Raw genomic sequence first — 13,731 nt, 5'->3', positions numbered from 1 at the left:
GCTGTAAGGGTCCTGGTTCACCCATTCGTTTTCTTCGTTTCCGCCTGATCTTGCAAGAGTTGCTTCCGCTTGAGGTAGCCGTCGAGACGGGCTCCACGATATGTCCAGCTTCGCCAATCGTGCGAGCGTCCGAGATGCTGCCATAGTAGTGCTTCGCGCACCCTGCGAGCATCCGCGTCGGCGGGCAGCGATGCCAGATAGGTGTCGAGCGCCGGAATGGCCGCCGGGCCGAGTGTCAAGAGATAATCAAGATCGAGCACGATGCCTTCACCCGATATCTCACGGCTATGGGCAACGTTGAAGCGGGCGATGAAGGCGGGAATATCCGCGAGCGCGGCGGCATAGAGCGTAAGAACCAGCATCGCGGAGCTTAACGCGATCAGCCACTCGTTGGAGCGATCCAGCAGGATGCGCAGAAGGATGAGGCAGAGACCGACCGCGACCAGCCCCATCCAGATGCCGGCCGCAACGCGCAGCTCCGTCAGCGAATAGACTTCGACATAGAGGTCGAGCCGCAGAATGGAGGAAAGGCAAAGCAGGATGTTCTGCGCGATCCAGAGATGTACCAGGCCGCGAAGCATGGGACTTCTGTCGCCTGGGCCGCCGCGCCGCATGGCAGCAAGCACGAAGATGGCAGCGAGGATTGCGGTGAGCATCAGTGGATAGGCGCCGCGATGGGCGTATTCGGCATGGCTCATGCCATCTGGCAGGCTGGCGCCACCCCAGAGATAGGTGAGATCGAGCAGCGTCTGCACGGCAAACAGCACATTGAAGACCAGCAGCGAACGCAGCAGGGCACCATGGCTGAATAGCGCATCTTCAGCTCCGGTTGCGATATCGGGAACATTCCGTCGGCGAAGGCGCCACCGCATGAGGCGTGGGCGAAGCAGCAAGCACAGGAAGGCTGCAACGGCAAGCCAGAAGCCGATCCGCCATATGCTCAACAGTTGCAGCAGGAAGGTAAGGTCGATGCTGCGCAGCGTCTTGTCGATCAACGGATTGGCGGCTGCGAAGAGGGCAAGAAAGCCTGCGGCGAAAACCAGCGGCATGATCCAGTTGCGAAGATGATGCCGGACGCCGTGCGGTGACGGTTTTTGCAGGTGCTGCAGCCAGCGATAGCTCGCGCGGCGAAAAGGCCGCGCCGGCACGTCCAGAAGGAAACGCAGCAGCACGAGCGGCAGGCGAGTCCATTGCGAGGGGATCAATCCGCCGATGTCGAGCGAGATCAAGCAAAGGCTGAGAAGGCTGATTGCGATGCCCATCCAGGAGGTGGCTTCGGCAAGCGGAATGGACGCGACAAGACCGAGGGTGACAAGCGCCGCGATTTTTTGAACGGATGGTCTTTTTCGAGAGGAGCTGAGCAGACCGGCGGCAACGGCATTGGTGAAGATAAAAAGATTGAGGCCGGGCTGTCTGTCGAAAAGAAGAAGGTCTGCCAGGGCGACAAGGGCAATGAATGTGAGGAGTTTGCGATGGGATTTATTTGTGGAGTTTAAGGGAAGGGTCGCTGCATCGGATAGGCTCATCGGTATCGGCTCCGTGCAAGATGTTCGGCGAAGGGTATGATCTCGGCCCCTTGAGCGGGCGGATCGGCTTGAGGATGACGATCGTCCCTGAGCCACCAGCCTTCTTTGAGAAGGCTGCGTGGCAAGCGGGCGGGCGGAGCGGTGACTGTCTCGGGCGTGTTGTTCATGGCGCGACGATGGCGCTCGTCTTTGCAGAATCTGTGCAGAAGCCGAGGAGCTATTCAGGAAAATGGGTTAGGTTGGAAAGTTCAAATCATCGCACTTGTCTGAGATTTGAACAACAATTGCCGTGCGCAAGGCCAATCTTGGCAGGATAAATTTTAGCATTGCGTGAAAGATGTCCCAAAATGGGGCAGTCACTTGTGGAACTTAAGCATATATTTCCCAGCTTCCAGTCGGCCTATGGATTGCGGGTCTGAAAATCGATTTGTTGACGCGGCTGTCGTACTCACCCCTGACGACAGCCGGGAATCTCGGAAGCGGCCGCTCGGCCGCAACCGAGGTTCTCGTCAGAAGATCGCGACGCCCACAGCTCTCCGCGCCGCGCGATGCAGACGAGGGTTCGTGCCTGTGCGCCGGGAATGAGCTTTCCACGCTGCATATTCTCGCTTGATCCTGCGGCTGCTTTTCATAATAGAGGGCTCGGCACGGCGTGTACTTTAGGAGTGTCTGAAGAAGGCATAGAGGACGGCAGATGAGAATTACCACAATTACGAATTGGGCCTACGGTATCACCGTGGTCCTGACCTTGCTGTCGGCTGTGGCATTCATCCTCTCGGCCCGAAGTGCTGTGCAGGAGCGGCAGGCCGTGGAGCAGCATCTGCTGCTGAACAGCATGGGCGAGGAGCTTGCACTCGGCGCGGAGGAAACGACGGACGAAGCTCGCCTCTATGTCGTGCGCGGCGAGGAGAGACATCTGAATGCCTTCACCGTCGACGAAGGTGAAGAGCGTCGTCGGGATGCGGCAATCAATGCTCTGCGCGGCCTCGGCATTCCGGATGCTGAGCGTCAGGTCATCGAGGAGGTGGCGGTCAATGCGCAGGCGCTCGATAAAGTGGAGGCGGCGGCGGTCGCCGCCTATACCGGCGGCGATCAGACCGGTGCGCGCGATACGCTGTTCGGCCCTGAACATGAGCGCATCCAGACGGCACTGCTCAACAGCGTCAATCAGTTTCGCGCCCTGGCGACGGCGCGCACCGAGGCCTCCTTCCATTCCGCGCAGGCACGCAGCGATCTCTGGGCCAACATTGCCAAAGTGATGCTGGCCTTGACTGCGGTCATATTCCTCGGCGTGCTCTATTTCATCCTGCGGCGCCGGGTGGCGCTGCCGCTGGTGCGCATGACCGGGATCGTCAACCGGCTGGCAAGACAGGATTATGCCGTCGAGGTGCCGACCGACCGCCGCCGTGACGAGATCGGAGAGATGAACGACGCGATCCAGATCTTCCGCGAGAACGGTTTGGAGCGAAACCGTCTCGACGCCGAGCGTAAGCGCGATCTGGAAACCAAGGATCTCATCCTGCAGATGATGCATCGCCTCCAGGCCTGCTATGCCCAGAACGAGCTTGCCGAAGTCGTCGCACTCTTCGTGCCGCAGATCTTTCCCGGTGTCGCGGGATGCCTCTACACGATGAACGAAAGCAGGACGACGCTGAGCGAAGTCAGCCGGTGGCTGGAGCCCGAACATACCGAGCGTTCCTTTGCTGCTTCCGCCTGCTGGGGCCTGCGCCGTGGTCGCCCGCATGTCAGCCACGTGGCGGATACCGATATTCCCTGTCAGCATCTGGATCACTCCGGCGTGCCGGGTCTTTGCGTTCCCCTGACTGCGCTCGGCGAGGCGATCGGCCTGCTTTATTTCGAGGACCGCACGAAGGATGCGACGGCCGCCGATGCGCCGCGACTCTATCTGGAGCTGATCGCCGAGAATATCGGCCTTGCGATCGCCAATCTGCAGCTGCGCGACCGGTTGATCAATCTCGCCGTGCGCGACGCGCTGACAGGCTTGCTCAACAGGCGCTCCCTGGACGAGGCGCTCAACAACCTTCACAGGGATCAATCCGCCCGCACGGTCATCTGCATGATGATCGACATCGATCACTTCAAGCGTTTCAATGACGAGTTCGGCCATGATGCCGGTGACGAGGTGCTGCGGCATGTCGGGCAGATCGTTGCCGATACGGTTGGCGAGGCCGGTACAGTCTACCGCTTCGGCGGGGAGGAGTTGACGGTCATTGCCACGGATATGACCGACGAGGAAGGTTTTGCGCTTGCCGAGAAGCTGCGTACGAGTGTGTTCGGCACGCCTTTTTCTTATCGCGCGCGGATTGTTGGGCCGCTTTCCGTCTCCGTCGGCATCGCCTCTTCCCCGGTGTCGGGACCGACCACGACCCTGATCAACCGCGCGGACGGCGCTTTGCTGAAGGCAAAGCTGAACGGCCGCAACAGGACAGTGGCGGCGTTCGTCGTGGAGGCGGGCGGTGAATTGCGGGTGGAACGGAGCTGATTTCGACGGACGACAGCGGCGGCGAAATGCGGTGTGATCACCTTGCCGAACACATGCTTGGATTGTAGCCTGAGCTGAAGGTCGCATAGCGGAGGAAGGTGATTTCATGGCCGTGACGCAGAGCAATTCATCCTTGTCACCTGATCGCGAGACCTTGCAGGCCATGGGCTTTGATCCCGGTCTCGGCCGCAAATTTGAAGCCGGCATCGAATCTGGCCTGCTGCGCGATCTGCATGTCGTGCTTGCCGCCCGTTCCGGGCGCGTATGCCTGGAATATTACGCCGTTGGTTCCGATGAAAATTGGGGAGATCCGCTTGGGGATGTCGCCTTCGACGCCGATACGCTGCACGATCTTCGTTCGGTCACCAAGAGCATTGCCGGCCTTCTTTATGGCATCGCGCTCGACAGAGGATTGGTACCGCCACTGGATGCATCGCTCTACGAGCAGTTCCCGGAATACGGCGATCTCGCCCGAGATCCTGCGCGCGCCAAGATCACTGTCGGCCATGCCCTGACGATGACGCTGGGGATGGAGTGGGACGAGGATCGCCCCTATACCGACCCGCTGAACAGCGAAATTGCGATGGAGAATGCGCCGGACCGATATCGTTTTGTTCTGGAGCGTCCGGTGATCGCCGAGCCGGGAACGCGCTGGATTTATTCCGGCGGCAGCGTCGCGCTGGTGGGGGCGGTCATCGAGCGCGGCACGGGCAAGCAATTGCCCGATTTCGCGCGAGAGGTTCTCTTTGAACCTTTGGAGATTGCAAAATTCCACTGGAACGCCGGGCGTGACGGCGTGGCGTCGCCGGCATCCGGGTTACGCCTGACCGCTCCCGATTTGCTGAAGATCGGGATGCTTTTCCTCCAGAAGGGCGTGTGGAACGGCAAAAGGATCGTCTCGGAAGAGTGGATCGCGCAATCTCTCGCGCCGGCGATTTCGACCGGGGACGGTCTGAGCTACGGCAGGTTGTGGTTCTGGGGCGACGCGCCGGTGCCGGCGTTTGATGGGCTGCGCCCGTGGTATGCCGGCTTCGGCAATGGCGGGCAAAGACTCTGGCTGATGCCCGATGCGGGTATCGCCGCCGTCATCTATTCCGGCAGGTATAATTCCTGGGACGCCTGGATCACGCCCACCCGCGTCTGGCGCGAAATTATCCTTGCCAATCTGCTGAAAGCGTGACGATGGCGCCTTCAAAAACCGAGTTCCCCACCCTTGTCACCGCGCGGCTGCGGCTTCGCGAAGCGAGTATGGACGATCGCGACGACTTCCATGCGCTGATTTCGATTCCGGAGGTCACGCGGTTCTCGAATTGGGTTGATGCGCCCAAAATGGCGCAGATTGAACGTTCCCTGCGATGGATGATCAAAATCTTCCCCAAGGGAGCAGGTTGTTCATGGATCATCGAGGATCGGCTTTCAGGCCACTTGCTCGGCGCGATCCGCTTCAATAGCATCGATCGGCGTGCTAAATGCGCCGAACTTGGATATGAGCTGCATCCTTCGGCCTGGGGCAAGGGGCTGATGAGTGAGGCGGCGAGGGCTATCGTCCGGTGCGGCTTCGACGATTTTTCGCTCAATCGCATCGAAGCCTGGACGTTGCCGGGAAACACAGCTTCCGATCGGGTTCTGGAAAAAGCGGGCTTCCAATATGAGGGCACACTGCGGCAGAAGGCGCGGTTCAAAGAGGCCTTCCATGATTTCCGCATGTTCGGCTGCCTGGCCAGCGACCGACAGAACTAGCCTCTAGTCAGTCCCCTGGCTGATTTCGCCGGCCAGCGCTGCGGATTGAAAATAGTCTCGGGGCGAGCGCCCGAGCGCCCGCCGGAACATTGCCGAGAAGGCGCTCGGGCTCTCATAGCCACAGTCCAGCGCGACATCGAGAACACTTCGACCCTCCGCGAGCAAGGTGAGCGCCTTCAGCATGCGTGCCTGTTGTCGCCACCGGCCGAAACTCAGTCCCGTTTCGCGCTGAAATAGCCGCATGAGGGTTGCCCGGCTCATATGCAGCCCATTGGCCGCCTCTTCGATCGAGATTGTGCTCGCAAGATCGCCGAGCAAGGTTTCGCAGAACGCCGCAAGCCCCGGATGTTTCGGTAGAGGGAGCTTCAGCGGCTGTGCCGGCAAGAAGGTAAGTTCGAGAAGCAGCAGGTGAATGACTGCCTCCACAACCTCTTTCTGATCGGGTTTGTCGACAAGACCGGCGAGCCGCAGGATGAGTTCGCGCAGCAGCGGGGTGACTTCCACCACCGTGCACTCATTCGGTAACGCATCTCTGCCATTGGGATCGATCAATAATGAGCGAAACTGCACGCTCGTATGGCTTGCCGTCACGTGTTCGAGCTGCGGCGGCAGCCAGACCGCTCGGCTCGGCGGTACGACCCAGGTGCCGCTATCCGTGGTCAAGGAGATCACGCCGCTGACGGCGTAGAGCAGTTGCGCCTGCCTATGGCTGTGGCGAGAACTGGTGAAGCGATGATCGTCATGTGCGATGACGGCGACACCTTCAGCGACATCGGTGCCGTGCTGAAGATAGTATTGATCCTTTTGCGACGATGAATGATCCATACGCGCGAGAATATCAAAGATGTCGACAGTAACCTAGAGTTCCTTTCCAGCAGGATATCTACTTTCGTGTCTGCCGCATCCCACAATCTGCATCGATCGGATCGGCCGCATGGCGCTGCCGTCGCATCGCTGCGCGTGCGGATGGATGCCGGCACTTCGTCCTGCATACCCGTTTCTCTTCAGTTTTCCGTTGCATTGCGACTTAGCCGCGGTCGTCGGGCCTGACGGCATCCCGGCGGCCGTATTCTGCTGTCCGCTTTCTCCCCAATTGACCGACATGCAACGGAACGGATCATGCTGAAGAATCCTGAAACCAAATATCGTCCCTTCATCTCGCCCATTGAATTGCCGGATCGGCGATGGCCGAACAGGTGCCTCGCCAAGGCACCCCGCTGGCTGTCAACGGATCTGCGCGACGGAAACCAGGCGCTTGCCAATCCTATGGATGTCGAGCGCAAGCTGCGCTTCTACGACATGCTGCTCGCCTCCGGCTTCAAGGAGATCGAGGTCGCCTTTCCGTCGGCCTCGCAGATCGAGTTCGATTTCGTCCGTGCGCTCATCGAGGAACACCGCATCCCCGAGGATGTGACGATCCAGGTGTTGACCCAATCGCGCGCCGATCTCATCGCGCGCACGTTCGAATCCCTCATCGGCGCCCGCAAAGCCATCGTCCATCTCTACAATGCGACCGCACCGCTCTTCCGCCGCGTCGTCTTCGGCATGGAGCGACACGAGATTGTCGACCTTGCCATCAGCGGTGTTACCGCAATGCTGGAGGAAAGCCTGAAGCAGCCGGAGACCGACTGGACCTTTGAATATTCGCCGGAAACCTTCTGCTTCACCGAGCCGGATTTCGCGCTTGAAATCTGCGAGCGCGTGCTCGATGTCTGGCAGCCGACTGCGGAACGCCCAGCCATCCTCAACCTGCCGGCAACGGTGGAAGTGGCGATGCCGAATGTCTATGCCGACCAGATCGAATGGTTCTGCCGCCATATTTCGCGCCGCGATGCCGTCATCATCAGCGTTCATCCGCATAATGATCGCGGTACGGCGGTGGCCTCGGCCGAGCAGGCGCTGCTGGCAGGCGCCGATCGAGTCGAAGGTTGCCTGTTCGGCAATGGCGAGCGTACCGGCAATGTCGATCTGGTGACGCTAGCGCTAAACCTCTACACGCAGGGCATCGATCCCTGCCTGAACTTTCCGTCGATCCGTGACGTGGTCAAGACGGTGGAATATTGCAACGGTCTGCCCATCCATCCGCGCCACCCTTATGCGGGCGAACTCGTGCACACGGCCTTCTCCGGCTCGCATCAGGATGCGATCCGCAAGGGATTTGCCGCGCATGAGCGGCGCAATGACGGCGTCTGGGAAATGCCCTACCTGCCGGTCGATCCCGCCGATATCGGCGAGAGCTACGAGGCCGTCATCCGCGTCAACAGCCAGTCGGGCAAGGGCGGGGTCGCCTGGGTGATCGAGCAGGACAAGGGCTTGAAGCTGCCGCGCGCCATGCAGGTCGATTTCAGCAGGCGGGTGCAGCTCCTCGCCGATGAGACGAAGCGCGAACTGACGGCCGAAGATATCTGGAAGGCGTTCGTCCACGCCTATCATGTTGACGATTTCGAGCGCTTCGAACTCGTCGATTACGAAGGTGGTTTTCGCAGGGGAACCGGCGCCGAGCGCATCTTCATTGGCCGGATTCGCCATGGCAATCAGGATGTCGTCGTCAGCGGTCGCGGCAACGGCCTCCTTTCGGCGGTGCTTGCCGCGATTGCCGAGGCCTTCGCAGTGGAACTGAGTGTCATGGATTATCAGGAGCATGCCTTGCGCCGCGGCAGCGATGCGCAAGCGGCCGCTTATCTGCAATGCGTCCGGCCGGACGGGTCGCAGGTGTTTGGCGTCGGTATCGATGCCGATGTTGCGACCGCAACCGTCAAGGCGGTCCTCAGCGCCGCCAGTGCGGCCGGTTGACGATCGTCTGTTCCGCTCGCGCTATCGGCTGCAAATCGGCCGATAGCCGGGCGGCGCCAAGACGCCGGATTGGATCATTCGATTGGCTGCAGCCAGCCCCGATAATGAACGACGGGGCCGATGAGAGGGAGGGCAATCGGTACGTCGAAGTGGAAGCGATCGCCCTCCGCCCATTCACGAGCGATGCTTTGGGGCGCCAGAAGGCGCGGCAGCGGAATGCACAGGAGCGACCAGTGTCGCATCTCCATGCTGAGCCCGTTACCCCCAATGGGAAGATCGAATGCAAAGCGGAAGGGACCGAAGCGTTCGACAAGGTGGCCATTCTCTTCGCTCAAATGGCTGTGGAAGCGCTGGCCGGAAAAATCCCGTGTCCATTCTTCTATGCCGTTGGTTTCCTCGAAGGACACATGCAGTGCGTGCTTTCCTGCCGCGGGAAAGCCAAATATTTTCGCGACCAGCCGTGCAAGCGGTGAGCGCCCACGGGTGACGACCGCCTCGCCTCTGGCGCCGCCGTCGCCGAAGACCTCGTGCATGGCGCGCACCGGCTCGGAAAGATGCGCGAAAGCAGGACCCATGACACGCCGATAGAGCGGCTTATAGGACGCTTCCGTCGTTTCCTCTGTGATTGCCAGATCGCGAAACAAGCCCCGGAAATCCTCAAGCGACAGGAGCCCGCCGGCGTGACGGGCGCCGGGCGAAAGACGGCAGTCGCGCAAGGCTTGCGCCAGCAATTGCGCCGGAAGCGTGGGAATTTCCACCCCGTCGCCGTTTTCGGCAATCAGGGTCCAGCGACGAGCCTTCATGGCGCCTTGCTCTATGCCCTTGATTTCGATCGTCACGGCCGATCGCGCCGTGCCAAGCCTTGCCGTCAGGCGTTGCAGCGGCAGCAGGAAGCGGCTGATCTTTCTGAGCGACGTCAGCCATCCCCAAGTGACCGGCCAGGACAACAGCCAGAGCGCCAAAGTCTGAAAGGCGAATTCCGGCCCCGCGCGGAAAATGACGCCGGGCTGTCCGGCAAAACTATCGACCAGAAGATCGTGATCTGGCACGTCGGCAAGCGCCACCAGCCGGCGCAGAGCGCGGTGGCCGGCGATGGTATAGGTTTCGCGCCTCAGCATGTGCCAGCCCGTCGCGTCCTGCCAGCGCCGGCCGCGCCAGAGCCGCACCGGCTTGCCGACGTAACTCAGGATCGCCGCTGCGACCGAGGCGCCGGCGGTCGCGCGATTGGAGGCGCTGATCGACATTTCTATCGAGCGAACCTCCTCCATGTTCTTGGTAAGGGCGGCTACGACGGCGCCGGAGAGCGCCGGGACGCTCGACGCCCCCGAGATGATAGTGACGCCAGCGGTCTTAGCTTCTTCGTCAAGCGAGCCGATCGCGCCGACGAAATCGCGCGCGTCGGCAAGATCGATATAGTGGATGCCGGCCTCTAAGCAGGCCTGCGGGACTCTCCGCTCACTATATTGGAAAGGACCTGCCGCATCGATCAACAGAAGGGGTTTGTGCTCCCCGAGGATCGCAGAGATATCGCCATTTCGATCGGCTTGCAGGGCAAGTGCGTTGGGTAATCGTGAAGCGAATGCCTTTGCCGCTTCGAGATTGCGTCCGGCGACCAGAACCTCGAAACCGTCTTCGGCAAGGCGCCGCGACAGCCGCGCGCCGAACCCGCCATAGCCGCCGAGAACGAGGATTCTTTTCAAAGTATGCGGCTCGCCTGCTCGGGTGTCGGCAGCCAGCATGTCTCCCGTTTGCCGAAGATGCGATAGCGATTGCGGGCAAGCCAAAGGTAGATCGGGTTGCGCAGCATGCGCGGTACGATGCGCAGCACGGAAATTGCCTTCCAGGGCCAGCCGAGACCGGCATAAATGGCCAGCACCGCGTCGCTATCGCGCAGCACCTTCGCGCCGTCGACGATGATGAGGCTATCCGGATCGGCGGGGTCCATGCCGCAGCGGCGATAGAGGGCGATACCGGTTTCATTCTGCATGGAGGCAAGACGAAAACGGCCGAGGCGATCATGACGCAGCACGAACTGGGCGTTAGCGGTACACAGGACGCACATGGCGTCAAAGACGATGATCGGCCCTTGATAATCGCTGATGGTGCTTTTGCTCATGTTGGCGGCATTATTTTCCGTAAACCGGTCTGGTCACAGCTTTGACCGGTTGCATTGTCGCCGTCAATTGCACGTTTCCGTGGGCTGCCATGTCAAACCGGCAAACGACCGCGAGCTTTGCATCGCAGCGCTGGGCAGCGGAAGGATCGAGAGAAGCAAGCCGTTCGATCGCCGGTTGGCATGCGGCCCGATCTGCAAGATCGGGCCGCACGCATCGCGGAAGAGTAGCTTAGCGATAACGCCAGCCACCATGCCACCACTCGCGATGCACCCAATAGCGATGCCCATCCCAGTAGCCGCGGCCGGGATAGTAGATGCCATAGGCCGGAACCGCCGGCACGACGACCACAGGCCGTCCATCCGGACGGCAGTAGCCATACGGGTTGCGATGCCAGCCGATGCCGCAGCCATCGCGGGCTTCGGCTGGAGAGATGGCCGCAAAGCAGGCGGTCGCGGCGAAAGCCAGCAAAATGATCTTTTTCATGATGTCCTCATTCGTCCTTGAAGAGCTTCAAGCTGTTATCCCTTCAGCGCTTGAACGGGGACGAGCGGCAAATCCGTCGCTGCATAGCGATGATTTTGCATTCGGACGGGAAAGGCTGGCATACGCGGTGCGTAAGCCGGCGAGCGATGCAGGAGAACTGTACTTACCGCGGGATCAGGCCGCGGGATCAGGATCGAATTTCAAGGGCTCGGGATGCGAGGCGAGATTGAGCCGGGCACGATTTTGCCGCAGGCACCGTTTTCCTGCCGATGACCGGCATGCGCCGGATCAACGCGCGCAGAACGGCGAGAATTGCCTTGTATTGTTCCCCAGGGCACAGGCGGCCGTTGGAATCATAGGCAAACAGGAGACGGCGTCGCGCGAATGCATGCGCCAGCCACAGGGCAAAAGCCACGCCGACACCCCAGCCCATCAGCGTGTCGCTTGCCCAATGTGCGCCGACCCATTGGCGCGACAGGCAGATCAGGACGCCGACAGGCATGAAGACGGGGCGAAGGCGGGGAAAGACCAGCGCCAGCGACATCGCCATGGCGCCGGCCGTTGCCGAGTGTCCGGAAGGAAAGGAGGCGAAGTCGGCATGGAAAGCAAAGGGTCGGAAAGAGAAGGCGCCGTTCGTATCCAGGAGTTCCGGCCTGGCGCGACCGATGATGTTCTTTGCGAGCGAATCGACAATGCCGCCGCCGGCCACCGCCAGGAAGACGAAAGCAGCCGCAGTCGCGATGAGATCTGCCCCCGTTCGCATGGATTTCCGCAGCTTATGCGCGGGCGCGAGGATCGCAAATATCAGCAGCGCTCCGCTGAATGAGAGCACCAGAAGCCCGGTGCCGAGGCTGCTGATCCATTTCGCCGTCCCACGCAATTGCGCGGGAAACGATTTCATCCAGATGCCCAAGGGATAATCGGCCGCCCACATGACGAGCAATGATAAGGCGAGGAAGATGGCGATGATAACGATCGGGCGCTCCAGAAATGCGCGATTCGCAGGCGGCTTAATGGTCGGGGTGTTGAAGAAGCAGTGAAGGCCGCCAGCCATGCGTCTGCGACCGGTGTCGGCGGAACGTCCCAGCATTTCTTTTATGGCCTCTCGGCCCCGCTGCCATGCCTGCATAAAGCCGACTTCCATCAATGTCGAAACAGCCGCTCGTGGAGCTGGGCTCACCAATCGCCTTCCGCTCCGTTTCCCTAGGAAGAAGCTGCTACAGCAACACGCTGACAGCGGCCTGAAAGGTCGCGATTGGCGGGTCAGATCTCGGTTGTGTAGGCGGCAAAACCAAAACGCACGGCATCTGCCAGACAGCTTCGATGGTCGGACTGTGCAGTCATGGGCTGAAGAAACAACGGTGCCGAAAAAGACTGTGCCATCAACAAGGTAGCCGCCGAATTTCGCGGCCCCGGGCGAAAGTCGCCAGGAGGATTGCTTCGATGGCCTTTTTTAGCGACAATTGGGCTAGCGTTCGGTGGGAGGAGCCAAATGCAGCACTATTCCGCACATGCGGATCAGGTTTACGCGTCGGCGCAATCGGCGGCGGCGAGTTCTTCGGTCGTTGCCTCCTGGCGACGGTGCATGGTCATGCATCGTCTGGCGCCGGAAGAGAAGCGTCTGCCGATGCGCTTGACCAGCCAGGAATTTCAAACAGCGCTGGAGCGATCGGAACGGCTGGTTGCCGAAGCGGCCAGTGAACTGGATCGTCTTTTTCTCGCGGTCGGCAAAGCCGGCTGCTGCCTGCTTCTGACGGATCGGGATGGCATCGCACTCGAACGCCGGGGCGCTGCCGGCGACGACAAGGACTTTCACGATCTCGGTCTATGGACCGGATCCGTCTGGACGGAAGCGAGCATCGGCACCAACGGCATCGGTACGGCGCTTGCCGACGAGCGGGCCGTTGCGATCTTCCGTGACCAGCATTTCTTCTGCTCAAACGTCAATCTCAGCTGCACCACAGCGCCGATCCGCGATCATCGCGGCCAGCTTGCCGGCGCGCTCGACATTTCCACCTGCCGCGATGACGTGAACGACGCGACACTGGCGATCCTGTCGCAGACGGTGCGCGATGCGGCTGTGCGCATCGAACTCAATCTTTTCCGCAGCGCCTTTGCAGGTGCCCGCTTCGTCATGGTGCCGACGGATACGGCTTCCACCTCGGCGCTATTGGCCGTCGACCGCAACGACCTCGTGCTTGGTGCGACCCGCGCGGCCCGTCTAGCACTGCGGCTCGATGATCACCGCATTGCTGCAGGCATTCCTGCCTCCGATGTTCTTCGCGAGCAGCAGGGAGCCGTCGGCGAGGATCTGGCCGAGGCTGAACGCGCGGCCCTGCTCAGGGCTCTTTCCCGCGCCAACGGCAATGTCTCCCAGGCGGCCGCGGCGCTCGGCATGAGCCGCTCGACGCTGCATCGGAAGATGAACCGCCTCAATCTCCACTGAAGCGCCATCAACGCGCATTCGATCTGGCAGCTGTCGCAGAGTTGCGACACTGTGCGCTGCAGCACGGCAAGCCGCCTCTATCGCCCGCCTCGATATGCCCTCAGACTTCTCCCATCGGTTCGC

11 protein-coding genes are annotated in these 13,731 nt (G+C 60.9%); 5 read left to right on the top strand and 6 right to left on the bottom strand.

Features of this window, described 5'->3' with window-relative positions; genetic code table 11:
• Positions 1–17: 17 nt before the first annotated feature.
• Positions 18–1,526: a DUF4153 domain-containing protein gene (locus AC13RC_RS13645; RefSeq protein WP_488557439.1), complete on the bottom strand. Its 1,509-nt coding sequence runs from the start codon at positions 1,524–1,526 to the stop codon at positions 18–20.
• A gap of 694 nt (positions 1,527–2,220) precedes the next feature.
• Between AC13RC_RS13645 and AC13RC_RS13640 the strand changes: the two genes are divergently transcribed.
• The 3 genes from AC13RC_RS13640 to AC13RC_RS13630 all read left to right on the top strand — a co-directional run bounded on the left by AC13RC_RS13640 (position 2,221) and on the right by AC13RC_RS13630 (position 5,769).
• Positions 2,221–4,029, top strand: a complete 1,809-nt coding sequence (locus AC13RC_RS13640; protein WP_488557438.1) for a diguanylate cyclase — start codon at positions 2,221–2,223, stop codon at positions 4,027–4,029.
• A gap of 106 nt (positions 4,030–4,135) precedes the next feature.
• Complete coding sequence (locus AC13RC_RS13635) at positions 4,136–5,209, top strand: serine hydrolase domain-containing protein (RefSeq protein WP_488557437.1); 1,074 nt, start codon at positions 4,136–4,138, stop codon at positions 5,207–5,209.
• A 2-nt stretch (positions 5,210–5,211) separates the two neighbouring features.
• On the top strand, positions 5,212–5,769 hold the full coding sequence (locus AC13RC_RS13630; protein ID WP_488557436.1) for a GNAT family N-acetyltransferase: 558 nt from the start codon (positions 5,212–5,214) through the stop codon (positions 5,767–5,769).
• 3 nt (positions 5,770–5,772) lie between these two features.
• Here AC13RC_RS13630 and AC13RC_RS13625 read toward each other — a convergent pair whose 3' ends face one another.
• Entirely contained in the window at positions 5,773–6,594 is an 822-nt protein-coding gene (locus AC13RC_RS13625; protein WP_488557435.1) for an AraC family transcriptional regulator, read from the bottom strand.
• Between the two features lie 294 nt (positions 6,595–6,888).
• On the opposite strand from AC13RC_RS13625, the gene leuA reads away from it, so the two are divergent.
• Positions 6,889–8,562, top strand: a complete 1,674-nt coding sequence (gene leuA, locus AC13RC_RS13620; RefSeq protein WP_488557434.1) for a 2-isopropylmalate synthase — start codon at positions 6,889–6,891, stop codon at positions 8,560–8,562.
• Between the two features lie 74 nt (positions 8,563–8,636).
• On the opposite strand, the gene AC13RC_RS13615 is transcribed toward leuA, so the two are convergent.
• From AC13RC_RS13615 to AC13RC_RS13600, 4 genes are all read right to left on the bottom strand, one after another.
• Entirely contained in the window at positions 8,637–10,301 is a 1,665-nt protein-coding gene (locus tag AC13RC_RS13615; RefSeq protein ID WP_488557433.1) for a saccharopine dehydrogenase family protein, read from the bottom strand.
• Complete coding sequence (locus AC13RC_RS13610) at positions 10,259–10,678, bottom strand: thiol-disulfide oxidoreductase DCC family protein (RefSeq protein WP_488557432.1); 420 nt, start codon at positions 10,676–10,678, stop codon at positions 10,259–10,261. Before AC13RC_RS13610 ends, AC13RC_RS13615 begins: the two co-directional genes overlap by 43 nt.
• 229 nt (positions 10,679–10,907) lie before the next feature.
• Positions 10,908–11,162, bottom strand: coding sequence for a GCG_CRPN prefix-to-repeats domain-containing protein (locus AC13RC_RS13605; protein ID WP_113329682.1), 255 nt, complete (start codon positions 11,160–11,162; stop codon positions 10,908–10,910).
• 187 nt (positions 11,163–11,349) lie between these two features.
• Positions 11,350–12,252 (bottom strand): phosphatase PAP2 family protein, encoded by a 903-nt coding sequence (locus tag AC13RC_RS13600; protein WP_488557431.1) that lies wholly within the window; start codon positions 12,250–12,252, stop codon positions 11,350–11,352.
• Between the two features lie 402 nt (positions 12,253–12,654).
• Between AC13RC_RS13600 and AC13RC_RS13595 the strand changes: the two genes are divergently transcribed.
• The gene (locus tag AC13RC_RS13595) at positions 12,655–13,608 is read left to right on the top strand and encodes a helix-turn-helix domain-containing protein (RefSeq protein WP_488557430.1); all 954 of its coding nucleotides are present in this window, start codon (positions 12,655–12,657) and stop codon (positions 13,606–13,608) included.
• The last annotated feature ends 123 nt before the right edge of the window (positions 13,609–13,731 follow it).

Source organism: Martinezella sp. CNPSo 3890 (assembly GCF_057784455.1).
Note: the sequence above shows the minus strand (reverse complement) of the source record. Positions and strands in the feature narration are given on the sequence as shown.

Coding starts and splice junctions, on each gene's coding strand:
- AC13RC_RS13645 (WP_488557439.1), bottom strand. CDS start 1,526: ATGAGCCTATCCGATGCAGCGACCCTTCCCTTAAACTCCACAAATAAA.
- AC13RC_RS13640 (WP_488557438.1), top strand. CDS start 2,221: ATGAGAATTACCACAATTACGAATTGGGCCTACGGTATCACCGTGGTC.
- AC13RC_RS13635 (WP_488557437.1), top strand. CDS start 4,136: ATGGCCGTGACGCAGAGCAATTCATCCTTGTCACCTGATCGCGAGACC.
- AC13RC_RS13630 (WP_488557436.1), top strand. CDS start 5,212: ATGGCGCCTTCAAAAACCGAGTTCCCCACCCTTGTCACCGCGCGGCTG.
- AC13RC_RS13625 (WP_488557435.1), bottom strand. CDS start 6,594: ATGGATCATTCATCGTCGCAAAAGGATCAATACTATCTTCAGCACGGC.
- leuA (WP_488557434.1), top strand. CDS start 6,889: ATGCTGAAGAATCCTGAAACCAAATATCGTCCCTTCATCTCGCCCATT.
- AC13RC_RS13615 (WP_488557433.1), bottom strand. CDS start 10,301: ATGCTGGCTGCCGACACCCGAGCAGGCGAGCCGCATACTTTGAAAAGA.
- AC13RC_RS13610 (WP_488557432.1), bottom strand. CDS start 10,678: ATGAGCAAAAGCACCATCAGCGATTATCAAGGGCCGATCATCGTCTTT.
- AC13RC_RS13605 (WP_113329682.1), bottom strand. CDS start 11,162: ATGAAAAAGATCATTTTGCTGGCTTTCGCCGCGACCGCCTGCTTTGCG.
- AC13RC_RS13600 (WP_488557431.1), bottom strand. CDS start 12,252: ATGCTGGGACGTTCCGCCGACACCGGTCGCAGACGCATGGCTGGCGGC.
- AC13RC_RS13595 (WP_488557430.1), top strand. CDS start 12,655: ATGCAGCACTATTCCGCACATGCGGATCAGGTTTACGCGTCGGCGCAA.